The sequence below is a fragment of the Streptomyces hilarionis genome, assembly GCF_024539675.1.
GTDB classification, from domain to species: Bacteria; Actinomycetota; Actinomycetes; order Streptomycetales; family Streptomycetaceae; genus Streptomyces; species Streptomyces hilarionis.
The window spans coordinates 23,534-49,763 of sequence record NZ_JAHHIT010000001.1 but is presented as its reverse complement, the minus strand read 5'-3'; the positions used below and the strand labels follow the sequence as shown (position 1 = coordinate 49,763).

Annotated in this window: 27 protein-coding genes and 2 pseudogenes; 10 read left to right on the top strand and 19 right to left on the bottom strand. The window is 69.8% G+C overall.

Annotated features, from left to right (window positions below; translation table 11 throughout):
• Positions 1 to 43: 43 nt before the first annotated feature.
• Together KMS84_RS41835 and KMS84_RS00155 are read right to left on the bottom strand one after the other, a co-directional pair.
• A pseudogene (locus KMS84_RS41835) lies at positions 44 to 402 on the bottom strand (Tn3 family transposase); the annotation flags it as partial.
• A 73-nt stretch (positions 403 to 475) separates the two neighbouring features.
• Positions 476 to 1,606: an IS630 family transposase gene (locus tag KMS84_RS00155; protein ID WP_256913913.1), complete on the bottom strand. Its 1,131-nt coding sequence runs from the start codon at positions 1,604 to 1,606 to the stop codon at positions 476 to 478.
• Between the two features lie 109 nt (positions 1,607 to 1,715).
• On the opposite strand from KMS84_RS00155, the gene KMS84_RS00150 reads away from it, so the two are divergent.
• The gene (locus tag KMS84_RS00150; protein ID WP_256913912.1) at positions 1,716 to 2,117 is read left to right on the top strand and encodes a hypothetical protein; all 402 of its coding nucleotides are present in this window, start codon (positions 1,716 to 1,718) and stop codon (positions 2,115 to 2,117) included.
• 231 nt (positions 2,118 to 2,348) lie between these two features.
• On the opposite strand, the gene KMS84_RS41190 is transcribed toward KMS84_RS00150, so the two are convergent.
• The 4 genes from KMS84_RS41190 to KMS84_RS00130 all read right to left on the bottom strand — a co-directional run bounded on the left by KMS84_RS41190 (position 2,349) and on the right by KMS84_RS00130 (position 6,688).
• Positions 2,349 to 2,474 carry a DUF3761 domain-containing protein gene (locus KMS84_RS41190; RefSeq protein ID WP_256913911.1) on the bottom strand — a complete coding sequence of 42 codons (126 nt, stop codon included), beginning with the start codon at positions 2,472 to 2,474 and terminating at the stop codon, positions 2,349 to 2,351.
• Between the two features lie 339 nt (positions 2,475 to 2,813).
• A complete protein-coding gene (locus KMS84_RS00140) occupies positions 2,814 to 4,556 on the bottom strand; it encodes an endo-1,4-beta-xylanase (RefSeq protein ID WP_308287946.1) in 1,743 nt (580 codons plus the stop codon).
• A gap of 204 nt (positions 4,557 to 4,760) precedes the next feature.
• Entirely contained in the window at positions 4,761 to 5,438 is a 678-nt protein-coding gene (locus KMS84_RS00135) for a response regulator transcription factor (protein WP_256913909.1), read from the bottom strand.
• A complete protein-coding gene (locus KMS84_RS00130) occupies positions 5,435 to 6,688 on the bottom strand; it encodes a sensor histidine kinase (RefSeq protein WP_256913908.1) in 1,254 nt (417 codons plus the stop codon). The genes KMS84_RS00135 and KMS84_RS00130 overlap by 4 nt, the downstream gene beginning before the upstream one ends.
• Before the next feature lie 125 nt (positions 6,689 to 6,813).
• Here KMS84_RS00130 and KMS84_RS00125 point away from each other — a divergent pair, with 125 nt between their 5' ends.
• The 5 genes from KMS84_RS00125 (at position 6,814) to KMS84_RS00105 (ending at position 11,905) form a co-directional block, all read left to right on the top strand.
• On the top strand, positions 6,814 to 7,761 hold the full coding sequence (locus KMS84_RS00125) for an ABC transporter ATP-binding protein (RefSeq protein ID WP_256913907.1): 948 nt from the start codon (positions 6,814 to 6,816) through the stop codon (positions 7,759 to 7,761).
• Positions 7,758 to 9,320, top strand: a complete 1,563-nt coding sequence (locus KMS84_RS00120; RefSeq protein ID WP_256913906.1) for a DUF1349 domain-containing protein — start codon at positions 7,758 to 7,760, stop codon at positions 9,318 to 9,320. Before KMS84_RS00125 ends, KMS84_RS00120 begins: the two co-directional genes overlap by 4 nt.
• On the top strand, positions 9,317 to 10,153 hold the full coding sequence (locus KMS84_RS00115) for an ABC transporter permease (protein WP_256913905.1): 837 nt from the start codon (positions 9,317 to 9,319) through the stop codon (positions 10,151 to 10,153). The genes KMS84_RS00120 and KMS84_RS00115 overlap by 4 nt, the downstream gene beginning before the upstream one ends.
• Before the next feature lie 383 nt (positions 10,154 to 10,536).
• Entirely contained in the window at positions 10,537 to 11,331 is a 795-nt protein-coding gene (locus KMS84_RS00110; RefSeq protein ID WP_256913957.1) for an ArsR/SmtB family transcription factor, read from the top strand.
• A 58-nt stretch (positions 11,332 to 11,389) separates the two neighbouring features.
• Positions 11,390 to 11,905, top strand: coding sequence for a hypothetical protein (locus tag KMS84_RS00105; RefSeq protein ID WP_256913904.1), 516 nt, complete (start codon positions 11,390 to 11,392; stop codon positions 11,903 to 11,905).
• A gap of 19 nt (positions 11,906 to 11,924) precedes the next feature.
• Here KMS84_RS00105 and KMS84_RS00100 read toward each other — a convergent pair whose 3' ends face one another.
• From KMS84_RS00100 to KMS84_RS00080, 5 genes and pseudogenes are all read right to left on the bottom strand, one after another.
• Complete coding sequence (locus KMS84_RS00100) at positions 11,925 to 12,494, bottom strand: hypothetical protein (RefSeq protein WP_256913903.1); 570 nt, start codon at positions 12,492 to 12,494, stop codon at positions 11,925 to 11,927.
• 638 nt (positions 12,495 to 13,132) lie between these two features.
• Positions 13,133 to 14,365, bottom strand: a pseudogene (locus tag KMS84_RS00095) (PP2C family protein-serine/threonine phosphatase).
• 126 nt (positions 14,366 to 14,491) lie between these two features.
• Positions 14,492 to 14,662 carry a hypothetical protein gene (locus KMS84_RS00090; protein ID WP_256913902.1) on the bottom strand — a complete coding sequence of 57 codons (171 nt, stop codon included), beginning with the start codon at positions 14,660 to 14,662 and terminating at the stop codon, positions 14,492 to 14,494.
• Between the two features lie 2 nt (positions 14,663 to 14,664).
• Positions 14,665 to 14,796: a hypothetical protein gene (locus KMS84_RS00085; protein ID WP_256913901.1), complete on the bottom strand. Its 132-nt coding sequence runs from the start codon at positions 14,794 to 14,796 to the stop codon at positions 14,665 to 14,667.
• A 145-nt stretch (positions 14,797 to 14,941) separates the two neighbouring features.
• Positions 14,942 to 15,550: a TetR/AcrR family transcriptional regulator gene (locus KMS84_RS00080; protein ID WP_256913900.1), complete on the bottom strand. Its 609-nt coding sequence runs from the start codon at positions 15,548 to 15,550 to the stop codon at positions 14,942 to 14,944.
• Between the two features lie 86 nt (positions 15,551 to 15,636).
• On the opposite strand from KMS84_RS00080, the gene KMS84_RS00075 reads away from it, so the two are divergent.
• The 3 genes from KMS84_RS00075 to KMS84_RS00065 all read left to right on the top strand — a co-directional run bounded on the left by KMS84_RS00075 (position 15,637) and on the right by KMS84_RS00065 (position 17,727).
• Positions 15,637 to 16,059: a nuclear transport factor 2 family protein gene (locus KMS84_RS00075; protein ID WP_256913899.1), complete on the top strand. Its 423-nt coding sequence runs from the start codon at positions 15,637 to 15,639 to the stop codon at positions 16,057 to 16,059.
• Positions 16,056 to 16,904 (top strand): NmrA family NAD(P)-binding protein, encoded by an 849-nt coding sequence (locus tag KMS84_RS00070; protein WP_256913898.1) that lies wholly within the window; start codon positions 16,056 to 16,058, stop codon positions 16,902 to 16,904. The genes KMS84_RS00075 and KMS84_RS00070 overlap by 4 nt, the downstream gene beginning before the upstream one ends.
• Positions 16,905 to 17,274: 370 nt before the next feature.
• Positions 17,275 to 17,727: a DUF5707 domain-containing protein gene (locus KMS84_RS00065; protein ID WP_256913897.1), complete on the top strand. Its 453-nt coding sequence runs from the start codon at positions 17,275 to 17,277 to the stop codon at positions 17,725 to 17,727.
• Positions 17,728 to 17,967: 240 nt separating this feature from the next.
• Here KMS84_RS00065 and KMS84_RS00060 read toward each other — a convergent pair whose 3' ends face one another.
• The 7 genes from KMS84_RS00060 to KMS84_RS00030 all read right to left on the bottom strand — a co-directional run bounded on the left by KMS84_RS00060 (position 17,968) and on the right by KMS84_RS00030 (position 23,301).
• Entirely contained in the window at positions 17,968 to 19,221 is a 1,254-nt protein-coding gene (locus tag KMS84_RS00060; RefSeq protein WP_256913896.1) for an RNA polymerase sigma factor, read from the bottom strand.
• 10 nt (positions 19,222 to 19,231) lie between these two features.
• Complete coding sequence (locus KMS84_RS00055; protein ID WP_256913895.1) at positions 19,232 to 19,633, bottom strand: YciI family protein; 402 nt, start codon at positions 19,631 to 19,633, stop codon at positions 19,232 to 19,234.
• 317 nt (positions 19,634 to 19,950) lie between these two features.
• Complete coding sequence (locus tag KMS84_RS00050; RefSeq protein ID WP_256913894.1) at positions 19,951 to 20,727, bottom strand: hypothetical protein; 777 nt, start codon at positions 20,725 to 20,727, stop codon at positions 19,951 to 19,953.
• Positions 20,728 to 20,757: 30 nt separating this feature from the next.
• On the bottom strand, positions 20,758 to 20,976 hold the full coding sequence (locus KMS84_RS00045; protein WP_256913893.1) for a hypothetical protein: 219 nt from the start codon (positions 20,974 to 20,976) through the stop codon (positions 20,758 to 20,760).
• Between the two features lie 64 nt (positions 20,977 to 21,040).
• A complete protein-coding gene (locus KMS84_RS00040) occupies positions 21,041 to 21,496 on the bottom strand; it encodes a MerR family transcriptional regulator (protein WP_256913892.1) in 456 nt (151 codons plus the stop codon).
• Positions 21,497 to 21,547: 51 nt separating this feature from the next.
• Positions 21,548 to 22,597 carry an NADP-dependent oxidoreductase gene (locus tag KMS84_RS00035; RefSeq protein ID WP_256913891.1) on the bottom strand — a complete coding sequence of 350 codons (1,050 nt, stop codon included), beginning with the start codon at positions 22,595 to 22,597 and terminating at the stop codon, positions 21,548 to 21,550.
• Positions 22,598 to 23,034: 437 nt separating this feature from the next.
• Positions 23,035 to 23,301: a hypothetical protein gene (locus tag KMS84_RS00030; protein WP_256913890.1), complete on the bottom strand. Its 267-nt coding sequence runs from the start codon at positions 23,299 to 23,301 to the stop codon at positions 23,035 to 23,037.
• Between the two features lie 653 nt (positions 23,302 to 23,954).
• On the opposite strand from KMS84_RS00030, the gene KMS84_RS00025 reads away from it, so the two are divergent.
• Positions 23,955 to 24,596: an NADPH-dependent F420 reductase gene (locus tag KMS84_RS00025; RefSeq protein WP_256913889.1), complete on the top strand. Its 642-nt coding sequence runs from the start codon at positions 23,955 to 23,957 to the stop codon at positions 24,594 to 24,596.
• A gap of 406 nt (positions 24,597 to 25,002) precedes the next feature.
• Here KMS84_RS00025 and KMS84_RS00020 read toward each other — a convergent pair whose 3' ends face one another.
• Positions 25,003 to 26,226: a cytochrome P450 gene (locus KMS84_RS00020; RefSeq protein WP_256913888.1), complete on the bottom strand. Its 1,224-nt coding sequence runs from the start codon at positions 26,224 to 26,226 to the stop codon at positions 25,003 to 25,005.
• Between the last annotated feature and the right edge of the window lie 4 nt (positions 26,227 to 26,230).

Genomic DNA, 26,230 nt, shown 5'->3' with positions numbered 1-26,230 from the left:
CCAGCGGCCAACTGGCGAGGGCCAAGCACCTGGACGCATTCACAAGTCTTGACAGTTGCTCCTCCTGGTAACCCTGGTAGTCCTGGTGGATGGCGTCGTGTTTGCCGTGGCAGACGTCCCGGGCGAGCGCATGGCTGGACCCCTACACGGTGAGCTGCCAGTTCATCTGGCGGCGGTAGGGGTCGTCCACCGGGTCGACCGCGGCCGGCAAGCAGGTGCGGGGTCTTGGCGATCCGCCCGTACCCGGCGAGCGCTTGGCCCGGCGGGGTGGGCCAAGCGCTCGCGGCCGAACATTCGCAGCAGGTCATAGGCGCGGACCTGGTTGGTGACCAAGGAGCCGGCCATCCGCAGACTGTCCGGCCAGCGCGTGATCGCCTTGTTCAGGTTGACCCGATTGCGCTGTGGCAGGCGCCCGGCTCGCCCCCGATGTTGTTGGGCGTCACCGGGGAGCGTCGGCCCAGTTCCTAGTGCCGCATCAGGCAACGTTTGCCCTGTCGACGACGGTTCGTAGGCGTCGGTCATCGGCGTGGTGGTTCCGCCAGATGATGTAGCGGCGGATCATGCTGCCCTGCTCTTTGTGGGTGGCGTGGTCGGTGCTGTCGAGGGTGAAGTAGCGCAGTGCGGTGAACTGGGCCTCGATGCGGTTGAGCCAGGAGGAGTTCGTCGGTGTGTAGGCGATCTCGACATTGTTTGCCGCCGCCCAGGTGCCCACCCGTTGGCACTTCTTCGTGGTCAGGTGCGGGGAGAAGTTGTCGCATACGATCGCGATCCGCACGGTCGGAGGGTAGAGCGTGCGCAGGTAACGGCAGAACTCCAGGAACTGGGTGCGCCGCTTGATGGGCTTGATGTGGCCGTCGAGCTTGTCCTTGGCCAGGTCCAGGGCGGCGAACAGGTGTCGCACGCCGCCGTAGCGGTTGTAGGTGGCCCGGCGTCTACGGCGGGGTTCACGGCCTTGATCCTTGTGCCTGCCGCCGCGTTCGGCCAACTGTCCAGGGTGCGGCATCAGGTTGAGCGGCCCGAACTCGTCCATGCAGAAGATGGCTTCGGGCTCGCCCTCCTCGGGTATGACCTCGCCGTCGGTGATCGCGTAGAGGTGTTCGACGCGGGCCTTCTTGGCCGCGTAGTCGGGGTCGCGGGAGGTCTTCCAGGTCTTCAGGCGTTGAAAGGAGACGCCTTCCTCGTGGAGCAGGATGCGCAGGCCCTCGTGGCTGATGTCGTCGACCACCCCCTCGGCGACCAGGAAATCCGCCAGCTTGGACAGACTCCAGGTGGAAAACGGCAGGTCGTGCTCGACTGGTTTGGACTTGGCGATCTTCTTGATCTCGCGGCGCTCGGGCAGGGTGAACGTCTTCGGCCGACCGCCCTTGTATTTCGGGTAGAGCGAGTCGAAGCCGTCTGCGTTGAAGTTGTGGATCACATCGCGAACCCGGTCGGCGCTGGTGAAGGTCACCTCGGCGATCTTCGCCAACGGCATGCCCTGCGCGGACAGCAGTACCATCTGGGCCCGCCGCCAGGTCACCACCGATCCAGTGCCCCTGCGGATGATCCGCAGTAGCCGCTGGCCCTCGGCATCGTCGATCTCTCGGACCTGTACGCATATCGCCATCAGCACAGAGTGGCCGCCCCCTGCCACCCGGTACAGCACCCGGACGGCGCGTCACATCACAACGGGCCAAACGTTCGCTGTTACGACACGCGGCCGCTCTGTCGGAACCGTGCACCACGCCGCTGCGTCTATCGCGGGCATGGGCGAGAGAACCGCGGGACGGACCACGAGTATGAACCCGAAGACTGAGGGCGGCGCCGGATGCCTACTCGCCGGCCTCGGTGCGACAGCCGCGCCGCTTGTCTGGGCACCGCGCGCCGCGGTCAGTATCGACGGAGGATTTGAGGGCCATGCCCGCGATCTGAGCGTGCTCTTCATCGATCTGCCGCTCATCGTGCTCGGCGGCGCTCTGGTTCCGCTCTTCGCCTGGGTGTTGGCCACCAGATGGATGCACCGCCCCTGGGTCGCGGCACTCGTAGCCTTGGCCACGCTCGCGCTCGCGTTGTGGGGGCTCACCGAGTGGTGGACCCCCCGCCGGCAGCCAGACCCCGGTTACGGACCTGGTATCTGACCACGGCGTCCGCACATCGCAGCGCGACCAGCAGCCCCTGGATCACAACACCCCCGCGCCGTCGTCTACAGGGCAAACGTTGCCTGCTGCGGCACTAGAAGTGGGTGGAGGCGGCGCCGCGCCGCTTGCTGGTGCTCGATCGTCCCGGGAGTCGGCCTACCTCCGGCCCTCTTTGGCGGGCGGTGGGGGCGCCGTCTACGGCCGACTCTGCCAGTGTTGGTGTGGGGTGGTTCAGCGGTACCAGTATGTGACGCCTCGGTGGTGGGGGCAGGTGCCGCGGAAATGGGAGCTGTAGGAGTTGGAGCCGTATTTGCATGTGGCTGTCGCACCTGAGAGGCAGGGGAGTTCGCCTTGCACATGCCAGTAGCCTCGGCCCGCAGCGGGTCAGGTGCCGCGTATCAGCGCAGGGTCGTGGCCCACGCCGTGGGGTTCCATGTCCGGCCAAGCTCACGCATGAGGGCGATGGCCCGCACGTTGCGACCGGCCGGAACGAGGCTGTCCACCTCCCGGCGGATTTCCGCGGACAGCCGGTCCCACACAGCGTTCTCCATACCTGCGTTGCATCCAACGTGCCACCGGCTTGAGCGACCGTGGCCTACTCACCTTCGCCGCCTCATCAAACGCCTTTGGCCCAACAAGACGCTCTTCGCCTCTCGCTACCATCGCCACCGAACCGAGAGATCGCACCGTGATTTCTCACGCCTCGTCAAAGGCCTCGAGCAGGCGCTCGTACGCCGGCTTCGGCCGCAAGGCCGCGTCCCACGGCAGGGAATCGGCCGTGCGCGGCGGGTAGATCTCGATGTCGGCGGTGGAACCGTACCGGTCGGTGAATCCCCAGGTGGAGAACGATGTGCAGTTCGGCTCCTCCAGGCAGACCCGCAGCTTGCCCGCCATCTCGTCAGCCTGGGTCTGCCGCCCGTCCTCCTCGTCCTCACCTATGGGGACGTCCATCTCCGACACCCGCGCCCGAACCCCGAGCTCCGCCAGATCCCGCACGTGGCCGCGGAAGGTCTCCGGGTCGATGCGGTCGCCGGGTGCGTACTCATGGTTCTGGAAACCCACGCCGTCGATCGGTACGCCGCGTTCCTTGAGCCGCTTGACCAGATCGTAAAGGGCGTCCCACCGTTTGCCGTCCTCCTCGACCCCGTACTCGTTGAGGAACAGTTGCGCCTGGGGATCGGCCCGGTGCGCGGCCCTGAACGCCTCGTCGATGTACTCCTCGCCCATGGCCTCGAACCACGGGCTCTGCTCGGAGCGCAGACCATGATCTCCGTCGGTGTAGCTCTTCTCGTCGTCGGACATGGGCTCGTTGACCACATCCCATTCCGCGACCTTTCCCTTGAAGTGCCCGGCGACCATGGCGATGTGCTGGAGCATGGTCCGGCGCACCTCCTCGGGGTCGTCGTTCTCCCGCATCCAGTGGGGCAGAGCCTCGTGCCAGACGAGGGTGTGCGCGTGCACCTTCATGTCGTTCGCGCGGGCGAAGCGCACGAGCAGGTCCGCGTCACGGAAGTCGTAGACGCCCCGGCGTGGGTGGAGGAACTGGGGCTTGAACGCGTTCTCCGGAGTGAGCATGGAGAACTGGCTTCCCGCGAGCGCCCGGTAGCGCGAGTCGGTGAGCAGCGGGTTCTCGGCCAGGGCGGTGCCGACGTCGAACGGCCGCCCCACGTCCGCGGCCCGCGCACGCAGCGAGTCGTCGGACTGCTCCTGGCGTAGCGGCGGCGCCTTGATCACGCGGAGCGAGTCACCGCTCTCCGCCCGCGCGGTCAACTGCGTCAGACGCCATCCCTCGCGGCGATCGTCTTCGCCCGCGTCCGCCTCCAGACCGAACCAGACACTGCCCTCGGCGAACACCCCCGGGTCCTGCACGCTTCCCAGCCGCCGCCCGTCGGCTGTCACGCGGAAGGTGTCACCGATGCTCGACACGGCGAGCGTCACCGTCCCGGAGCAGCCGCAGTCGAAAACCTTGGAGGTGGCCGGCTCATCGCCCTCGCCGTCCCATATCTGTACCTTCACGTGTCCGTCAGCGGTCACGCCGACACGGAGTGAGGGCCGCTCCTGCCGCCACTCGTCGTAGATGACCGGTACACGTCCGTACAGCCGCAGCCATGAGTCGCCGTCACCGTCACCCACACCGGACATGCGCGCGGTGACGGTGAAGTCGCCATCAGACCTGAGATGCGGGCCGGCCAGGTTCAGCGGGGGGTTGGGCTGGCCGCCGGAGGAGTCCTGCTCCACGATGCGCCGATCCAATGCGCTGACCCGCGGGATGCCGTTGCGCGAGGTGGTGCCCGGCATCTGCGTCCAGTCGTGGTTCCGCAGCAGGTCTTCGTCGTTTCCGCCGCCCGCGCCCTCGCCTTGCCCCGTACACCCGGCCGCCACCGCCATGACGAGCGCCACGGCGGTCAGTCGCCGCCACGTCCCCCCACCGAGGCCCACGGTCCCTCCCCCTCTTGTTCGAGACGAGATCAACGTCTCGTAACCGGGCCACAGTTCATCACACGTGAGGTACGGCTGCCTTGTGTGGCACGTCCCCTGCGACCCCTCCAGCGCGCCGGTCTCCGAAGCCGACGGCACGGATGACTCATGGCGGGTGCACTGAGCATGGCCTGCGCTCGTGGGCGCCGGTCCCCGGTCCGCCGCTCAGCCAAGTGGGGCCCCCGGGTCGATGATCCGATACCCCACGCCGGGTGTGGTGACGATGACCGGGGGGTCGCCGAGTTTGCGGCGCAGGCGGCTGATCGTCACCGTGACGGTGTTGGTGAACGGGTCGGCGTGCTCGTCCCAGACCTGTTCGAGAAGGTTCTCCGCGCTGAGGAAGGCGGGGCTCGCTACAAGGAGCGCTTCCAGTAGCGCGAATTCCTTGACGGAGAGGTTGAGTTGGTTGCCGTCGCGGCTGGCGGTGCGGCGCATCGGGTCGAGTTCGATGCCCGCCGTGCTCAGCGTGCGGGATCGAGCGGCAGGCCGACGGCGGGCCAGGGCGCGGATGCGCAGGATGAGTTCGGGAAAGTGGAAGGGCTTGGCGAGGTAGTCGTCGGCACCCAGGGTCAGGCCGCCCACACGGTCGCTCGGTGAGCCGGCGGCGGTCAGCATCAGGACCATCACGCGGCCGTCCCGCTCGGTGATCATCCGGCAGAGGACGTCACCGTGGATGCCTGGGAGGTCGCGGTCGAGCACGACGACGTCGTACGCGGTGACGTCCAGCTTGGCCGCGGCGTCGAGCCCGTCGTGCGCCACGTCCACGGCCATGCCCTGGTCGCGCAGTCCCTCGGCGATGACTTCGGCGAGGGGGCGGGCGTCCTCGACCACCAGGACTCTCAACGCGCCACGCTCGTCTCTGTGCGGGGCGCTTCCGGCGTCGATCTGCCGTTCGTGCCGGGGAGGGTGAGGGTGACGCGCAGGCCGCCGTCGGGGCGGGCGCGCAGGTCAAGGGTTCCGTGATGGGCCTGGGTGATGGCCGCGACGATGGAGAGGCCGAGGCCGCTGCCCTGGCCGGTGCCGGTCCGGTCGGCGCCGAGGCGGCGGAAGGGCTGCGTGAGGGCTGCGACCCGCCGCTGATCGAGGACCGGTCCGCTGGACTCGACGACGAGGGACACTTCGCTCACGTCGTCTCCTTCCGCCCGTACCGCGACGCTGATCTCGCCCCCAGGGTCGTTGTGCGCGATCGCGTTGTCCACCAGGTTGTCGACCGCGCGGCGCAACAGCGCCTGGCTGCCCCATACCCATGCGGAGTCGTCGATCCGTCGTGCGCGCACCGTCAGGCCGTTGGCCGCAATGTCCTCTGCCCGTCCGCTCAGGGCTGTCAGCGCGAGTTGACCGAGGGGGAGACGCGTCGCGTCGGTGAACTTGCCGTGCTGGGTGCGCGCCAGCACGAGGAGACCCTCCAGCAGCCGGTCCATCTGGTCGAGTTCGGCGCGCATCCGGACCGCCAGCGTGGCCGTCGTCTCGGGTACCGGGCCCGGCTTGGCGAGGGCCACGTCCAAGGAGGCGCGCATCGTGGTGAGCGGGGTGCGCAGCTCGTGGGAGGCGTTGGCGACGAAGAGGCGCTGGGCGTCGAAGGAGCCCTCCAGGCGGCCGAGGAGATCGTCGATGGTGTCGGCGAGGTCCTTCACCTCGTCGCCGGGGCCGCCGATGGCCAGGCGTTCGTGCAGGTTGTCGGCGGTGATCCGGCGGGTCGTCGTCGTCATCACGCGCAGCGGGCGCAGCACTCGGCCGGCGACGAACCAGCCGAGCCCGACCGAGATCACCGTCATGACCCCGAGGGCGATGGCGGAGCCGAGCAGAATCTGTCGGGACTGGGTGTCGTGCACCTGGGCCAGTTGCTGCTCCAACGCGTCGATGCGGCCCTGGGCCCCTGCCACCGTGGGGGGCTGATGGGTGCCGCCGTCGGGGGCCGTTCGGCTTGAGCGCGATCCGCCGGAGGCCACCACGGCCGCGATGGCCAGCAGTGCTGTTCCCGACAGCAGGAACAGAGTCACGTACAAGGCGGTGAAACGGGTGCGGGCCGTGCCATGGCGCAGGCCGAACCGGGCAGCCGGACCCGCGAGCCGTCGGGGCGGATTCCACGTCATCCGCGTGCTCCTCTCTCGCCACCGCACCCGGCGACGTACCGGGCCAGGCTAGGCCGAGCCGCCTAACAGCGAGATGACGGTGGCCGTTCGGCTCCTGTGACTGGCTTCGTCACAGGGTGGGGACCATGAGTGATGAGAGTACGAAGGCGACGGTCGAGGTCGTCGGCCTGCGTAAACGCTTCGGTCGGCAGCTGGCTCTGGACGGTATGACGTTCACCGTACGGCCCGGACGGGTGACCGGCTTCGTCGGCCCGAACGGCGCGGGCAAGTCCACCACGATGCGCGTGATCCTGGGCCTTGACTCGGTTGAGGAGGGAAGGGCCCTGGTCGGCGGGGTGCCGTACCGCACCCTGCGTCGCCCGCTCCGGCATCTGGGGGCACTGCTCGACGCCTCCGCGCTACAGCCGAGCCGCACCGCCCGTAACCACCTGTTGTGGCTGGCCCATTCACAGGGCGTGCCGTCCGGGCGCGTGGACGAGGTCATCGAAACAGCGGGCCTGGGCACCGCGGCCCGGCGCAAGGCCGGCGGCTTCTCGCTGGGCATGCGCCAGCGCCTGGGGATCGCGGCGGCGTTGCTCGGTGACCCGCCGGCGGTGATGCTGGACGAGCCGTTCAACGGCCTCGACCCCGACGGCATCGTGTGGATGCGCGGCCTCCTGGCGGAGCTGGCCCGGGAGGGCCGCGCCGTCCTGGTCTCCAGTCACCTGATGGGTGAACTAGAAGACACCGCGGACCATCTGGTGGTGATCGGTCGCGGCCGGGTCGTCGCGGACACCAGCGTGTCCGAACTGCTCGCCGAGGCGTCCAGCGGCCGGGTCACCCTGCGTACCTCCGCGCCGCCGCGCGCCGCTCAGGTCCTGCACGGAGCGGGCGTGACCGTTCTCGCCTCCGGCCCGGGCACTCTCGAGGTCACGGGCCTGCCCGACGAGGAGATCGTGGCCCTGCTTGCCCGGAACGGGGTGCCCTTCTCCCAGCTCTCCGCGCACCGGGCGACCCTGGAGGAGGCGTACATGGAGCTCACCCGGGACGCGGTGGAGTACCGGGGCATTCCGGTGGGGGAGGGCACGCGATGACCGCCACCCTCACCCCTCGGCTCCTGGTCGCGAGGCGTGCCGGACGCAGCGGGTTCCTCAGGGCGATGCACGCCGAGTGGACGAAGTTCCGTACGGTGCGTGGCTGGGTCCTCGCCATGGCGGGGGCGCTCCTGGCGACGATCGTGGTCGGCCTGCTCGGCACGGCCGCGCCCGCCCCCGGCGATCGCGGCGCCGACTCCGCCACGTATCCGAGGGGCCCCGGCGGCGAGGCCGTCAATGACAGTTTCTACTTCGTCCACAGGACGCTGATCGGCGACGGCGCCCTCACGGTTCGCTTGCGGTCCCTGACGGGTGTGGCCGACACCGGGATCGGCAAGGCGGCCCAGGGCGCCCAGCCCTGGGCCAAGGCAGGGATCATCGTGAAGGAAAGCCTCACCCAGGGCTCCCCCTACGCGGCTGTCATGGCCACCGGCGGTCACGGCGTGCGCATGCAGTACGCCTACACGCACGACACGGCGGGCCCTTCCGGCAAGGTCACCCAAGCGTCCCCCGGCTGGCTGCGCCTGGTCCGCTCAGGCGACAGTCTCACCGGCCACACCTCCGCCGACGGCTCCCACTGGACCAGGATCGGCCAGGCGAAGCTGCCCGGGCTTGCGCACACCGTGCAGGCCGGGCTCTTCGCCACGTCACCGGAAGCGAAGCAGGAGACCGCGGCGGGCACGGGATTCAGCCCTGCCGTGGCCACCGGCGCCTTCGGCCGCCCCGGCCTCACCGGCGGCTGGTCCCACAGCCCATGGAGCGGCACACAGGTGGGCGGCGACGCGGGCACCTCCGGAAGCTATACGAACACCACCAAGGGCGGATTCACCCAAACCGAGGGCGGCGGGTTCACCGTGACCGGGGCCGGTGACATCGCGCCGGTCGTCGGCGGGCCCGCCATGGGCGTCGGCTTCTCCGTCGAGAACTTCCTCGTCGGCACATTCGCCGGGCTGATCGTGGTGATCGGCGTGGGCACGGTGTTCATCACCGGCGAGTATCGGCGTGGTCTGCTGCGTACGACCATGGCGGCAACACCTGTGCGGGGCCGGGTGCTTGGCGCCAAGGCTCTGGTGGCCGGGGGCGTGGCGTTCGCCATCGGCCTGGTCGCCGCCGCGATCACCCTTCCCGCCGGGGAGCGCAGCGCGCGTGGCAGGGGCTTCCGGGTCTTCCCCGTGACGTCAGCGACCGAAGGGCGCGTCATGGTCGGAACCGGCCTGCTCTGCGCAGCGGCCGCCGTGCTCGCACTCGGCGTCGGCGCCCTGCTGCGGCGCAGCGGGACGGCGGTCGCCCTGGTCATCGCGTCGATCGTGCTGCCCTTCCTGCTTGCCACCTCCGGCGTCCTGCCCCCGGGCGTCTCGGAATGGCTGCTGCGGGTGACCCCGGCCGCGGGCTTCGCCGTCCAGCAGACCCTGCCGCGGTACACGCAGGTGCTCAGCGTGTACGAACCGACCACCGGCTACTACCCGTTGGCGCCCTGGGCGGGCCTCGCCGTGCTGTGCGGATACGCCGCGCTCGCCCTGGGGCTGGCCGTGTGGCGGCTGCGCGGGAGAGACGTATGAGTCTCCTGAGCGGTGCACGACCCACGAGCACGGCTGACGGTGCGTGGCCAGAGGACTTCGGCCGCGCCCTGCGCGCGGAGTGGACAAAGCTGCGCACGGCGGGGGAGACGGGCAGGTTGCTCCTGCTCAGCCTGGCGCTGACGGTAGCCGTCGGCTGCGGCGCCGCCAAGGCCGTCAAGTGCCCGGACGCCGGGTGCGGCCTGGACGCGGTCAAGCTCGCCCTGACCGGCGTCACCGTCGGGCAGGCGGTCATCGCCGTCCTCGCGGTGCTGACCGTCAGCGGCGAGTACGGCACCGGGATGATCCGCACCACGCTCATGGCGGTGCCGAACCGGATCGCGGTCCTTGCCGCCAAGGCGACGATCCTCACCGCGGTCGTGCTCGTCTCCGGGACGGCTGCCGTCCTGACCTCGCTCCTCGCCGGCCGCTACATGCTGCCCGGCAACGGATTCACCGAGGCGCACGGTTATGCCCCGCTCACTCTGGCCGACGGCCCGACCCTGCGGGCGGCCGTGGGCTCGGTCTTCTACCTCGTCCTGATCGCGCTGCTCGGCCTCGGAGTGGCGACGGCCGTACGGGACGCGGCGAGCGCCGTCGGGATCGTTCTCGGACTGCTCTACCTCTTCCCGGTCGTGATGCGTGTGGTCAGCGACCCGGAGTGGCAACGTCACCTCCAGCAGATCTCCCCCATTACCGCCGGGCTCGCGATCCAATCCACCGTCCACTTGCACGACCTGCCCATCGGCCCTTGGGCCGGTCTGGGCGTGCTCGCCATGTGGGCCGCGGTCGCGCTGCTGGTCGGCAGCCTTCTGCTGCGCAGGCGCGACGCATAGGCGAAAGGACCCGTCCGCGAGCACGGTTGCTTCGTGCCCCCGGCCCGTACACGGCGGGCCTGGCGCGAGTCCAGCACGGCTGCGTCGCCGGCAGTTGGCCCTGGCGTGCCGGTGCGGAGAAGTCTGGCTGCCCGACGTCACGCGGCACAGCACTGCGCCCCGTCCCCGAGCCCGGGACGGGGCGCGGGTCGGGAGCTGCCCGCCGGCAGGCGCGTCGGCGGCCGGCCCCTGGCGGTGGAGGCCGCTGAGTGTCGCGGCCAGTGACCGTGTCGGGAAGGTCCGGCGCGCAGTGCTCGATCTGCTCGCATGGCCGGCCATCACGCCGTTGACAATAGGCAGGTGAATGCCTGCATAATGAGGGTGTGAACCTCGAAGCAGCAGCGATCGACTCGGTGTTCAAGGCGCTCGCCGATCCCACCCGGCGGCTCCTGCTCGACCGGCTGCGCGAGCACAACGGACAGACGCTGCGCGAACTGTGCGAGCGCCTTGACATGGCCCGTCAGTCGGCGACGCAGCACCTGGACATCCTCGTGCGGGCCGACCTCGTCACCGTCGTACGGCGCGGCCGCGAGCGGCTGCACTACCTGAACCCGACCCCGATCCACGCAATCGACGAGCGCTGGATCTCCGGCTTCGACAAACCCCGCCTGCAAGCGATCAGCGCCATCAAGCACCAGGCAGAGGAGTACGCCATGACCAACGCACCCACACCCCCGTCGGTGCCGGACTACGTCTACGTCACCTACATCCACGCCCATGCGGAGCAGGTGTGGCAGGCCCTGACCGACGCCGACCTGACCGCGCGCTACTGGGGACACGCGAACGTCTCCGACTGGCAGCCCGGATCGACCTGGGAGCACCGGCGAGCCGACGGCTCGGGCAAGATCGACGTGGTGGGCCGCGTCCTGGAAACCGAGCCGCCGACACGGCTGGTCATCACGTTCGACGACGCCCCCGACGCCTCATCGTCGAGAGAGCCGTCGGTGGTCACGTTCCTCGTCGAGCCGCACCAGGACATCGTCCGCCTCACCGTGACCCATGAGAGGCTCCCCAACCAGGAAATGCTGGGCGGCATCTCGGCCGGCTGGCCGGCCGTGCTGGCCAACCTCAAGTCGATGCTGGAGACCGGCGAGGTCCTGCCGCAGGCGCCCTGGGAGATGACCCGCGCCCACACCTGAGCCGCGCCTCTCAGCCCCCGGTCCATTCCGCACACGTCCGCACAGACAGGTGCCACTCATGCAGGACACCGGCTCACTCCAGGACGCCTACCGAGCACTGCTCGACGCCGCCGCCACCGTGGCCGGCGCCCTCGACCCCAGCCCCGCCCCGCCCGACGGAGAGTGGAACGCCGACGAGATCCTCGCGCACGTCTCTCTCATCAGCGCCGCCACCATCGCCGCGGTCGCGGACATCGCAGCCGGGGCCCACACGACGTACGACAACCGGATCGCCCTCGATGCCTGGACCATCCGGCACACCATCTCCCATGTCGGAGGCAACGCCGGTCTCCGGGACCGCATCCAAGGGCAAGCGGCCGCCCTGTGCGCACTCACCGCAGGTGCGGCGCTCAGCGACACCGAGCTCGACACCCGGGTGCCCGTCCTGCTCCTGTCCCACGACACCCTCCTGGTCGACGAGCCCATGGCCCTGCGCGACATCGTCACCGGACTGACGCGGGCAGAACTGCCCGGCCACACGAAACAACTCCTCGCCCTCCTCCCGGAGCGGGCCATGACCGAGGGCCGGCGGTGACCACGGCAGGTCGCCTCTCTCAACCTGCTGACGCGAGGCTGCGCTTTGCCGCAGAGGAGATATGACGTCGGGTGATCTTGGCGATCTCGTCCCAGAAGGGCTTGGCGGTGAGGTAGGTGCCGAGTGCGGCGAGAACGCCGAGGGACACGTCGACGCTGAGGCGCCCCTGCTCGGCCCAGTAGACGTCCTGTAGATCCAGCAACAGTGCGAACTCGTCGGTGATCAGGGCAGTTCCGGCACCGTACGCCGCAGCGACCGCTGGGTGGCCCACGGCCCTGTCATCACCGCGTACGGCGACCAGGCCGACACAGGCGAGGGTGGCGATACCGAAGTTGTAGTGGTGCAGGTGTTCGCCGCTGGCGGAGACATTGCCCCAGGGGAGCCACCCGCCCCGGATGCCATGGGTGATCAGACGTACCGTTCCCCACGTTGCGCCGAAGGACCCCCACGTGACGATCAGCGACTGCTTGGTGGGGGTGAGGTGCCGATCTGCGGCCTCGCGCCATCGCTCCACCAACCGCGGTCGCTCGGATGAGCGTCCCACGGCCAGGCCCGCCCGCGGGGGCCCTTCGTTGGTGCGCCCGCTCATACCCGCCGCTTCCCGTGTTCGGCGTCGGTCGGCGCACCGGCGAGGCTTGTGCCGACCGCGGCTGCCACCTTCTCCCTACGGCGCGGGCAGCGATCCTCACGCTCCAGCGCGCCATCGGATGGGAGGGTCGGCTTGTCGGTCGACGACTCGCCGCACAGAGCGCTGCCGACGCGTTCGAGAGCACGCCGGCGCCGTCCAGGGCCGCTCGCCGTTGTCGTTCGTTTGGCGCGCACGTGATGCATCAGCCACCTCCCGCACGAATGGGTCGCGGTTCACCCATCATGAGACAGCGCAGTCGCCCGAACGGCGTCCTGGACCGGCCGAACGGGTGAACCGCCGCAGCCAGGCGCGTCCGCCGCCATCGACTTCCCGAGGACCCGGCGATGGCCGTCCGGTCCGGAGTGGTGGTGCGACCGGCGCGCTGAAGGCGCCGACCGGCTTCGCACCTGCCGAGCGCGGGCTGCGGACGACGATCACCGCGTCCCGGACCGACCAGCGGCGCTGTTCGGCCTCGGGCCGGTTGCTCCGTACGCCGTTTCCGGGATTCGTCGTCGAGCCTTCGTGGCTTCGGTACCCGATGGAGCGTTCGCCGTGCCGGCGCACCGCGGCGCCCCGGGCCACGACCGCGGCGAAGCCGGTCACGGTATCTGCTCGGTGCGGCCGCCTGAGGCCTGTCGAGTGTCCGCGCCGGAGTCGACGCGGCGCAGGGTCTCCTGGGGGCCGTGCCAGTCCAAGCACACCACGGTGGCATCGTCTGCCGGCCGGCCTCCGGCCGCGTCCCGGACCGCGGACGTCAGCGTCAGCGCTGCCTCCCGCGGGTGCAGATGCCGTGTGCGCTTCAGCAGTGCGAGCAGGTCGACCGTCTCCCCATGGCGTTCGAGCATGCCATCGGTCACCAGGAGCAGACGGTCACCGCGGCGCAGATCGAGGTCCTGGACCCGGTAGGGCTGGGGGGGCGGCCAGGGCGAAGGGGTGGTCCACTTCGCAGATGACCGCCTGCGCAGTGCCCTCGCGCACGCGCAGTGGCCAGGGGTGGCCGGCGTTGACGAACCGGGCGCGTCCGGTGTGGAGGTCGATGCGAAGCAGTTGCCCGGTGGCGTGACCGCGGCCGTGATCGGCCAGAACGCGGTCGGCCAGTTGGGCTTGCTCGGCCAGGCCGACTCCGGCACGACGGGCGGCGCGCAAGGCCGCCACAAGACGGTGGCGGCCAGGGCGGAAGCCATGTCGTGGCCCATGGGGTCGGTCACCGACACGTGCAGGGTGTCGCGGTCGAGCGCGTAGTCGAAGGTGTCGCCGCTGAGGTCCTCCGAAGGCTCCAAGCTCCCGCACAAGGTGAACTGCGCAGCCTCGCACGACAGGGAGAGGGGGAGGAGCTGGTACTGGATTTCAGCTGCCAGTGTGGGAGGCCGGGAGCGTTTGCCCCAGGTGTAGAAGTCCGTGAAGCGTCCGTTGGCGATCACGACGTAAGCCAGGATGTGGGCAGCTTCGCCGACCTCGTCAAGGACCTCGTCGCCGGGTGCGGCGGGCAGGAGCAGCTCCAGCAGTCCGATGGCGTCGCCCCGGTTGGTGACCGGCGCGATCACCCGTTGTCCCTGACCGGTCGACTCCTGATAGAGCCGTTGGGTGCGGATGACCCGCTCGTAGACGCTGCCGAACAGGGGAATCCGCTCCGCTTCCGGCGCACCCTCCACGCCGACGGCAGTGGCCAGGCGCGCCACCGCTTTGCCCGTCAGATCCACGATGAGGAAGGACACCTTTTTGGCCCCGAACCGCTGCCGCAGGTCCTCAGCCACCACCGCGACGGCGTCGACCGGCGCCGCCCTTTCCGCCGCGGTCAGCAGCCGGGAAAGTCCACTACGCCCACCGCTCACGATCACAGCCCCTTCCACCCTCCAGCTTGGGAACCATCACGGCAAGCGTCAACCTGGGCCGGTCGTGCACGATGGTCGCGCTCTACGCCCCACGAGGATCGGGCCCGGCGTCCGCCCGGTCCGCCCTCACCGCCACACTCGCATCGCCGCCTCGAAAGCGCCGGTCGGGGCGGCGCGACGGGACGGCCGGCGGCCGTCGTGCAGGTCTGCGCCACCGTCTCCCGGCTGCTGTGCCGCCACCGTCTCTCTGGACACCATGGCCTTGCGCATCCCCGGCGAACCGACGTCGTCGATCACCCTCAGGCCTGTTCCTCGCCCTTGGCTCCCGAGCGGCCACCGGGCCATCGCCTCCCGGCATCGTCGATCACCGGTACAGCGCCCGACGGGACGTCGGAGGCGCGGGCGCGGGCGATCTCCGTCTGGCCCGTCACGGCGCACCGTACGCCGAGTCACTGGCCAAGCTGCCGCTCCGTACGCGGGGCCCGTGCGACGCCCGCACAGCCGGCCCTGGCGTCGAGCCGAACGCCCGAGCAGCCTGATACGGAGAGATCCCGTGGAGGTGGTTCCTGTGGCGGGTCAGTCGCCGATGCTCGCCCTGTGCCCGGGACCGCGCTCGATGAGTTTGGCGGTGTAGTTCGCCAACTGCGTGCGCATCGTGTCGCGCGGCACGCCCTCCCGCCCGGCCAGGTACTCGACGAGGTCGGCGCGGACGGCAGCCAGCAGGGTGTGGGCGGTGAAGTCGGCGTCGGTCAGGCCGGGGATCTGTTCGAGGGCGGCTCGGAGCAGCCCGTGCCACCGTTCGTAGTGCTCCGCCTGATAGGGGCTGCCGCTCCCGCTCTCCTCGAGGGACAACGCGAGGCGGCGGTTGTCGAGTTTGAAGCACAGGAGGGCGTCGAGCAGAGCGGGCACACGCTGCTGTGGGGAAGCGGCGGGTCCCAGAGGCGGGGGGCCGGATTCCATGGCCTCCCTGAGGGGGTCGAGCCGCGCCTCGTACAGCGCGCGAAGGAGGCCGGCGCGGTCGCCGAAAGCGCGGAAGAGCGTCCCCTTGCCGACTCCGGCCGCCGTCGCGATATCGACCATGGTGATGTCCTCGGGGCTCCCGGAGCGCGCGAAGAGGTCGTCGGCGGCCGCGAGGACGGCCTCCCGGTTGCGGGCGGCGTCCTTACGGGACCTGCGCTCGGGCATGCGACTCCTCCATTTGTAAAGCGGACCCGGAGTCCGTATCGTCGAAGCGGACCTCGGGTCCGTATTCTACGAGATGGAGGACACTCATGTCCGCACCCGCTTCTCCGGCAGACCTCTACCGCCACAGCCTGCGGCTGCTCCTGAACAAGGACGTCACCGCATGGGTCGCCCTGTGGGCCGAGGACGCCGTGATGGAGTTCCCGTTCGCCCCCGAGGGGCGCCCCAGGCGCCTGGAGGGCAGGGAGGCCATCGCCGCGTACATGCGTCCGTACCCCGACCACATCGATCTCCACGACTTCCCCGACCTGCTGATCCACGAGACCACCGATCCGCAGACCATCGTGGCCGAGATGCGCGGCGTCGGCCGTGTGGTGCGAACCGGCGGCACCTTCGACATGACGTATATCGCCGTCGTGAGTGTGCGGAACGGGCGCATCACCTCCTATCGCGACTATTGGAACCCTCTCGCCGCCCCCGTCGGCACGGACTTCGCCGGGAGCAGCCGATGACAGCCACCCACGCCACCCTCGTCATCGGCGCCACCGGAACCACAGGGAGCCGAACCACCGCCCAGCTGGTGGCCGCCGGCCACCGTGTCAGGGCCGCCAGCCGACATGCTGCCCCAGTCCCCGGCGCGGAGCCGGTCGTCTTCGACTGGTACGACCCCGCCACCCATGCCGACGCGCTCGAGGGAGCCGATCGCATGTACGTCATACCGCCCGTGGGCGACACCGGTCCGGCGGTGGTGATGGAGCCCTTCCTCCGGCGCGCCCGGGCTCTCGGCGTGCGTCGGGCAGTCCTCCTGAGCTCCTCGGCCGTCCCCGAGGGTGGCGCCGGGGTGGGAGCGGTGCACCAGACCCTGCCCGACCTTTTCGAGCAGTGGGCGGTACTGCGTCCTTCGTGGTTCATGCAGAACTTCACCGGCACGCACATGCACGCGGACAGCATCCGCGAAGACGGCACCATCTGGAGCGCTACCGCCGACGGCCGGGTCGGTTTCGTCGACGCCGAGGACATCGCGGCCGCCGCCGTGCACGCTCTGACGGACGAGCACGCACCCGGCACCGATCTCGTACTCACCGGGCCGGAGACGCTCAGCTACGACGACATCGCCGAGATCGCCACCGAGGTCACCGGTCGGCCTGTGGTACATCGTCGTGTGTCGCACGAGGAGATGCGCGACCGTTTCGAGAGGCTGATGCCGTCGGAGTTCGCCTCGATGCTGGCCGCCATGGATCATGCCATCGCGCAGGGAGCGGAGGACCGCGTCACCGACACCGTCCAGCGCCTCACCGGCAGACCCGCGGGGACGTTCCGCGCCCTCCTCGAACGAGAGATGCACCGGAGCCGCTGATGCGGCTGGGGGGGGGCGTGGCCCGGCGCTCGACCATGCTCCTCCAGCTTCGGCGGCCACGGCTCTCGCCCCGGGAGTCGCCCGGGTCGCTTCTCCTGACTCGGGCCGCTGCCGCACCACGGGGTGTCCGTCCGGCTTGCCGGACACGGTGTGGATGACGTCCCATATGGGATCGCCGGAGCAGCTCTGGGGCTCCCCGGGGTCGGTGGCCGCAGTCACCAGGTCAGCGACTACTCGCTTAACGGCCTTTACTCAGGCTGGAGTTGAGTACGCGTGCTCATACCCGGCGGGCTCGGCGCGGCCAGTATGGGAGCACGGCGCCACCGAGAGCGCCGGCGGGATCCAGCTCAGACTTTCAGGAGAACTTCTCATGTCGCGTCGTATCGTCGTGTCCGTTGCTGCCGGTGCAGTCGTCTTCGCAGGCGCGGGCGCCTTCGCCCTCGCCCACGCCGGGGACCAGTCGCCGGCACCGGTGCACGGCAAGGCCCGCTACACCGCTCCCGCCGCCGACCGCGACGGTTCGCTGGTCTTCACCACCGACGTCACGGCGTCCTCCGAGGTCAAGAGCGTGAAGGTGCTGGCCTGGCCGGCGAAGTCGTCCTTCGGGACGAAGGAACTCACGGTCAACGACATGGACGGTGCGGAGCCGGCCGTCTGCAAGCCTTCGGGCGGGGACAGCCGGCGATGCACCTACAGGGTCGCCGTCACCCATGCCGATGCGGAAGGCTCCCCGAAGGGGCTGTGGCACGTGGCCGTCCTGGTCACCGCGCAGGATGGAGACACGACCCTGGACGCCAAGGCGGCCGACTTCACGGTCGCCTGATCGGAAGGCACCGCGCCTCGTCGCCGGGCCGAGCAAGGAAGGTGGGTGATGGCGGCGAACTCCAGCCGGCTCGAGCAACGGCGGGTATTGCCATCCTCTGGTGGTCGTGCCGCCCGGCGGCACGTACGGGCACTTGGTCCGGGACCGTGAGACCCCACCGGTGTCCGCGAGTGACGGGCACAGGACCTGCGTGTAGCGGGTGTCGATGTCGCGTTGTCGCGTTGTCCTGCGACCGGTGGCTCACCTTCCCGACGCGGTGGCCAGGCGGGCGGCGCGCAGGCTGAGGTGGTGTCGCTCCGGGAGGCTGGCGGTGCGACGGGCGGCCGTGCGGTAGTCGGCGACGGCGGCCTCCCCGTCTCCTGCGAGTTCGTGCAGATGGGCCCGGACCGCGTACAGGCGGTGGTGGCCGGTGAGCGCGGAGGGCGGGTCGGCGAGCAGGGCGAGGCCGGCGGCTGGACCGTCCACCATGGCGAGGGCGACCGCCCGATTCAGGACGATCAGCGGGTTGTCGGAGATGCGGGCGAGCACCCCGTACAGAGCGAGGATCTGAGGCCAGTCGGTGTCGGCGGCGGTGGGCGTCTCGTCGTGTACGGCCGCGATCGCCGCTTGCACCTGGTAGGGGCCGACAGGACCGCGCGGCAGGGCGGCGGTGATCAGCGAGACGCCCTCGGCGATCGAGGCTGCGTCCCATCGGCTTCGGTCCTGTTCGGCGAGCGGGACGAGTTCGCCGTCCGGCCCGGTACGAGCGGCCCCGCGTGCCTCGGTGAGCAGCATCAGCGCGAGCAGGCCGGCCACCTCGGCGTTGTCCGGCAGCAGTGCGTGGACGGCCCTGGTGACGCGGATCGCCTCTCGGGAGAGTGCGACGCGCCGCAGCTCCGTGCCGGCGCTACTGGCGTAACCCTCGTTGAAGATCAGATAGAGAACGTACAGCACGGCGTCCAGGCGAGCCGGCCACTCGGCGGCGTCCGGCATGCGGAACGGAACCCCGGAGTCCTTGATCCGATGCTTGGCCCGGCTGATCCGCTGGCCCATGGTCGCCTCCGGGACAAGGAAGGCCGCGGCGATCTCACTCGTGGTCAGGCCGCCGACCGACCGCAGCGTGAGTGCTATCGCCGAGGCCGGCGACAGCACGGGGTGGCAGCACAGGAACAGCAGCGTGAGCGTGTCGTCGTGCGCGCTCTCGTTCCCGGCGTCGGCCCCTGGTACGGATCGACGGTCGGCCGGGACCTGACCGGCCACCAACTCTTCGCGCCGGCGGCGTGCCTGCTCGCTTCGGACCTGCTCGGTCATCCGGCGGCTCGCGACCTGCATGAGCCAGCCGCGCGGGTTGCGCGGCACGCCCTCGGCCGGCCACTGCCTGGCGGCGTCGAGCAGGGCGTCCTGGACAGCGTCCTCGGCGGCCGCGAAGTCCCCGTAGCGGCGAGTGAGCACGCCGACGACCTGCGGCGCGAGGGTGCGCAGCAGGTCGTCGACGGTGGGTTCCCAAGGCGTCATACGAGGATGTTCACAGCTCGGTCGGCGGGGCCGCCATGACCTGGCGTACCTCGATCGGCATGTTCAGCGGCCGTCCACCCGGACCGGGCGCGGCGGAGACAGCGGCGGCGATGTCGATGGCCCGCTGCTCGGTGTCGCAGTCCACGATCCACCAGCCGGCCACCCACTCCTTGGACTCCGGGAACGGGCCCTCGGTGACGACCGGCGCGCCTCCACCGTGGGAGCGCACGATCCGGGCGGTCTCCGGCATGGCCAGGCCCTGGGCGTCGACCAGTTCGCCGGCGGCGGTGAGTCCGGCGTTGGTGTCCTTCATGAACTGGATGTGGGCCTGGAGTTCCTCGGGCTTCCACTCGTCGAGCTTGGGGAAGTCGACGTTCTTCTCGCTGAACTGCATCAGCAGCATGTACTTCATGGTTCCGCTCCTCGTTCGTCCTGCCCGCCCTGGGCGGGGCCCGTCACAGGTAGGTAGAAGCACGGTCGCCGATTTCGACAGCCTCGACAGGATTCCACCGAAAGAACTCCACCAGCCCCACTGCCGAGCCCCTGAACCAGAAATTCTGAAGTGATCGGTAGGGAGGCTTCCCCGCGGGGTGCCTGCGGTCGGCGGTCCGCGCCCATGCGACGCGCCCGCTTTCGCGAGCCGTCCGGAGCCGCATGCGGGCGGTCGATTCCGGGAGCCGCGCACACGGGGGAGCCGTGCGCGGTGGGCAGAGCGCAGGGCGGGCCCGATCAGTTGGCCGACGCGTTTCGTGTGATCTCGGCTGCCTCCGTGATGGCGCGTTGTCTGAGATCGCCGAACAGCTGCATCGCGACGGCGGCCAGGACGTCGTCCCCGGCAACAGTGCGCGCGTCCCCGCGACGGGTGGACAGGGCGAGGAGGGGGTCCTTGAGCAGCGGGGCCGGGGCCGGCTCGCCCGGCACCACCAGACTGACCGTCCCGAACCGCTTGACCCCGCCCTCGCGGACGACCTTGGCCGCGTCCCGGGCCAGGGCGGTCAGGAACACGCTCGCGATTCCGTCCAGGTCGCGGACCATCGCGGGGACCGCCCTCACCCCGCGGCTCCTCAGCAGACTTCTCACCCCGGCCTCGAAGCGGTGGGCGCCGGCCACACCACTCGGTGTACGCGCTCCGCGGCGCTCCCGAAGAGACACGAGCGCACCATCGGCGTTGCGCATCTCGCCCATCAGGCCGTGGAAGGTCGGGCTGTGCGGATACCAGGCCGATCCCACCTCCACCTCGATGTTCCGGTCGATCGCCGAGATGAGGTCCCTGGGGACCAGCCTCCTTCTGACCTCCTCGGCCGCCGCGCTTCTCGCGCCCTCGATGATCTCCGTCAGCACGGTCCGCGTCACCGACGCGGCGGCCCACGCGGCCGACCGGGAGACGTGCAACGAGGTCACGTCCCTGAACACCGCTTTGGCGAGCTGAGGCTTGAACGGCAGGTCGGTCACGACGGAGGCGGTCCGCGGACGGCTGCGCTCGGTGCGCAGGGGTGTTGTGGTCATCGAAGAGTGTGCCTTCCGCTGTCGGTGGTGTCAGTGGCCCATACCGCACCGGGCGGCGGGCGCCGTCACCGCGGTGGGTGCCGCCGTGACGGCGAAGGACGGGGCGGCGAGCAGGAGGGCCGGGGCGAGGATGGCCGCGGAGATGCCGGGGGCTGCGCGATGCAGTCCGCAAGGGGAATGCTCCTCCTTCTTTCGCGACGGAGTCGAGTTGAGGACGCCGCAGGCCGTCCACTTCGAAGATGCTGCCACCTGGGACGAGCGCCCGAGCCGCCGCCGATGAGCGCGGAAGAGGTGTGCGCTCCCCCCTCCCGAGTCAGAGGTCTGCCGGGGCAGGCAGGGCGTCCGCCCCGGCAGAAGGGCTGGGCAACTCGCCGGGAACAGGCGGCTCACTGTCCGCGGTGTCACCGCGCGCTGCCAGCCAGGGCATCCGATGGACGAGAGTGTCGCGCAGCCTGGTGAGGGCTGCGATCCGTTCGTCCAGTTCAGCCACCCGTTGCGCGCCGACGATGTAGCCGTCGGCGCATGACGGCGAGTACTCGAACACTTCAGGCAGATCGGTGTCGAGGTAGCGCACGAAGGACTTCACATCCTCGACGGTGAACCCGGAGGCCAGTAGCTCGCGGACGTTGCGGACCCGGCTCACCGCGCCCGGCTTGTACGTGCGATAGCCCGCTCCCGTCCTGTCGGACTCCAGCAGGCCCTGCTCCTCGTAGTAGCGCAGGGCGCGGGTCGTGGTCGCCGTCTGTGCGGCCAGTTCACCGATCAGCATTGTTCTCAGCCACCTCCGAGTCAGTTGTAAGGCCTCACCCCTACGTCAAGGTCAACCTCCGAGCCGGACCACAGTCTTCCCGGTGTACGCGCCGCGGACGAGATCGAGGAGCGCCTGCGGCGCGCTCGCCAGCCCCTCGATCACCGTCTCGTCGTAGACGATCGACCCTTCGCGCAGCCAGCTGCGAAACTGCGCGCCGAACTCCGCGGCACGCTCCAGGTGGTCCCACAGGGTGAAACCACGGATGGTCAGGCGCTTGCCGAGGACGCTCAGCAGATCACCGGGGCCTTCGTCGGGACGGGCCGTGCTCTGCCGGTTGAGGGCTCCGCAGACGGCGATGCGGCCATGCACGTTCATGACCTCGATGGCGGCCCGCAACTGCTCGCCCCCCACGTTGTCGAAATAGACGTCGATGCCGTCGGGAGCGGCTTCGCGCAGCCGGTCGTGGACGGGGCCGTCGTGGTAGTCGAACGCTGCGTCGAAACCGAGTTTCTCGGTCAGGTGGGCGACCTTGTCCCGTGAACCGGCGCTGCCGATCACTCGGGCTGCTCCCTTGAGCCGGGCGATCTGACCGGCCATGCTCCCCGTCGCCCCCGCCGCGCTGGAGACGAAGACGGTGTCGCCGGGCCGCAGCTCCGCCGCGTTCATCAGCCCGACGTAGGCGACCAGTCCGAATCCCAGGTGCATCGAAGGGGCTGGGTAGGCGTCTTTGTCGACGCGGCGGAACACCCCGGCCCGGGCCATGGCGTACTCCCGCCAGCCCAGCCGATGTATGACCAGGTCTCCTTCGTCCAGTGACGGATCCGCCGAGGCGACCACCTCACCGATGGCGTCCCCGTACATCACCTCACCGAGCTCGTAGCGAGGCATCGGCAGCCCGGACTCGCCCTCCATCAACATGAGCATGCCCGGGTCGAGTGACATGAACAGGTTGTGGACCAGCACCTGGCCCGGTGCCAGATCCGGGACGGCAACCTCGGTGATCTCGAAGCAGTCGAGAGTCGGGAGCCCCTGGGGGCGCGCGACGAGCCGAGCCTCCAGCCCGGTACGAGGAACGCCGGGACGGATGGATGCCGGTGTGCTCTTCAAGGAGGAATTCATGACGACCACGCTAGGGATTGACCCATGCGTGAAGGTCAACCCGTTCTGCCGATGACAGGTGCGAGGAGCGGCCCGAACCCGAACAAATCCTGGCAGGGACAGAGGACCCGTCCTGGCAGCAGCAGCGCCTTGTCGCTGGCAGTGGAACGGTGTGCTCAGGGGTCGCGGACGGGCCCGCCGACCGCGCCGAAGCGCCTGCCCCGTCAGACTTGTCCGGCGACTTCACAAAGGACCCGCCGGCGGCTCTGTCTGCGGAGTGCGCCGGGCCTCAGCACCTCGGGCCTCAGCACCGCCGCCTCCCTGGCCGGGCGGCACCTGAAGCGGCCGACCGCCGCCCCGGGCTGGGACGGCCGGCCGAACGTCTTCGTCATCCGCACCCACCACGCCCTGGGACGCAGGGGCAGGCAGAGAAGAACGGTGCACGCGCGGGTGGGCGATCAGTTCTGGCCGGGGGACGTGGCGTGCCACGCCTGCACGCCCGCTCGGGACGCCTCCTTGGCCTGCCGCCACTTCATGGCCGCCTGCTCGGCCGGAGGCACGTCCATCTCGCGGATCAGGCGGCGGCCTGCCGCGAACACCGCGGTGGCCACGATGGCCATGCCGGCCCAGGTCACCACGGCACCGGCCGTGGTGAGTACGGCACCGGTCTTCACAAGCCGAGTGTTGATCTCGATCGTCCGTTGGGACGGGTGGTGATGGTTCATGACTCCACCATCCGATGGGGGAGTGCACGTCGCACCTCGGCCCATGGGTCAGACGCTGAAGAGGCCCCGAACGCGCAGGGGCGCCGATCACGCCAGGTGGTGGTGTGTCGACCCGGTCAGACCTGGTCAGGAGGTGATCGTTGTGGGCTTCGGATGGGGAGCCCGTCTCTTCGCATCTCGCTTTCGGTGGGCAGCAGAGAGTCACGGGTCCGAGATCGTGTTGCGTCGGCACCTTTGCGCCGACCGAGTGAGGCTTGGAACCGTCCGCGGGGCGGCCGAGCGGCTCCAGCACGTCGACGAGCATCCGGTGCCGATGCCGCCCAGGACGCGGGAGTCGCGCCGCGCCATCATCCGACATCACATCCGCTTTGGAGAGGCCTTTTGCGAACGGCGACCTGCTCAGGTGGGTTGGAAGACATTCCGGGCCCTGCTCGGACGCGAGCCGAGCTGTGACGAGACGGCCCGGCTGTACGCCCGCCGGGCTGGGCTGATAGTTCATTTCAGGGCCCACGGCTCGGACTCGAAGCCGCCTGTTTCTGGCAGAGCCACAGGATGAATCATCCGCGCCTACCTCGGACGGCGGTGGGCGATGGCGCGGTCCGCCCGTGAATGTGAGCCTGGAACGACATAGGGAGACTCACCCGGGAGTAGCAGTGATCATCACCATTGTCGGGGCTGGGAACATGGCCCGAGGTATCGGTACACGGGTTTTGTCGGGCTGTCACTCTCTCCGGCTGCACGATCGCAACCAGGACAAGGCAGAGCAACTGGCCGTAGCCCTGTCGGGGGCGGTGGGCGGGGCAGACGTGCAGGCGTGCGGCGTGGAAGGCGTGGCGGCGGCGGATGTCGTGGTGCTTGCCCTTCCCTACCCGGCGGGCCGGGAAGTGGCCGGCTCCCTGAGCGCTGCCCTGTCCGGCAAGGTCCTGGTCGACATCTCCAACCCCGTTGATTTCAGCACCTTCGACTCGCTGGCCGTACCACCCGGCACCTCGGCGGCCGAGGAGATCGCAGCGGCCGTGGCGGACGTACGCGTCGTCAAGGCTTTCAACACCACCTTCGCCGGCCCGCTTGTCGCGGGTGAAGTGGCCGGCCGGCCACTGGATGTCTTCATCGCAGGTGATGATGACGCAGCCAAGGAGACTGTGGCCTCGATCGTCACCTCAGGCGGCATGCGCCCACTCGACGTCGGGCCGCTGCGCCGGGCACGAGAACTCGAGGCGTTCCAGTTCCTTCACATGGCCTGCCAGGATCGACTCGGTCTCGGCTGGTCCAGCGCCATCGCCATCCTCCCCTAGGTTCTGCGTCTTTGGTCAGCGCCGGATCCGTATGCGGATGCCTGCGAGGTGAAGTGCGGCTTGGTGGGCGATCGCCAGCTTGTCGGCAAGCGCGCCGCTTTCGACGTTGTCCTGATACTCGCAGCCCGTCGGGCGGCCGGTTGCTCCGGTGAGAGCTGCCGAGGCTCCACCCTGGAAGCCGAGAGTGAAGGCGACCATTCGAGGACGCAGACATCGAAGCGATCTTCGACGACCAGGTGCTCCGGAGCCCAGCGCCCGCGCCCCCGGCGACCGTGAGTGGCGCATCGTCGGGCCGGCAAGGTGGGCGCGGCGCCGAATGAGTCCCTGTATGACGCAGATGAAACCGCCGCAGGAGGCACCGGCTCCGCGGGGACCCAGGTTGTCGGGGCGCAGAGCGCGGCACGGGTCACACCGCTACCGGCAGGTGAGTCACGCCGCGCAAACTGACCAGGCCGTTCCACTGGACCTTGCCGTCCAGGGCCATCGCGGGGAAGCGGCGGACGAGTTCACCGAGGGCGACCCGGCCCTCGATCCGGGCCAGGGTCGCGCCCAGACAGTGGTGCATGCCGCCGCCGAAGGAGAGGTGGCGGCGGGCGTTCTCGCGATCGACCTTCAGCTCCTCCGCGTCGGAGCCGAAGACCTCCTCGTCGCGATTGGCGCCGGCCAGGTTGGCGAGGATGAAGGAACCGGCGGGGATCTCTCGGCCGTCGACCCGGTAGGGCTGGAGGGTGACGCGGCGGCTGAAGTGCACCGGCGGCTCGTGGCGCAGCACCTCCTCCACCGCGTTCGGCACCAGCTCGCGTCTGTTGTACAGGAGTTTCCGCTGGTCCGGGTGGCGCAGCAGGGCGTGCGCGCCGGCCGAGATCAGGTTGACGCTGGTCTCGTAGCCCGCGACGTAGAGCATGGTGACCTGGGCGACCAGTTCGTCGTGGGTGAGCTTGTCACCGTCGTCCTCGGCGGCGATGAGGGCGGTGAGCAGGTCGTCGCCCGGCTCGCGCCGCTTGCGGGAGATGGCGTCGCTCACCACCTCGAAGATCTCCGCGTCGGCCGCCTCGATCACCCTCATCACCTCCCGGTCCGGGGTGAGTTCGACCGAGCGCATCAGCAGCGTGGTGAGCATCCGCATGTGCCCGGTGTCGATCGGCGGGATCCCGAGCATGCGCGAGATGACGGTGAACGGCAGCGGGAACGCCAGCGACTCGACCAGGTCCCCGCCGCCCGCGTCGGCGACGTCGTCGAGCGCCTCGGTGACCAGGCCGTGGATCATCGGCTCCAGCTGGTTGACCGCGCGCACCGTGAAGGCCTGGGTGACCAGCTTGCGCAGCCGGGTGTGGTCCGGCGGGTCCCGGTCCAACAGTGCCAGTCCCTTCAGGCGCGGCTTGTCCGTCACTCCCGCCTTCGCGTAGGCGTCACGGAACGGGCCCGGGGCGACGCGGCTCTGTTCGACGGACAAGTCCGAGCGCACCAGCGCGGACACGTCCTCGTAGCGCGAGACCATCCAGAAGCCGCCGGGGTGTTCGTGCACCGGCGCGTGCCGGCGCAGCTCCGCGTAGTGCGGGTACGGGTCCTCCTGGAACTCCCGGGTGAAGGGGTAGAAGATCACGGATTGGTCCGGCGAAGCGGTGCTCATGGTC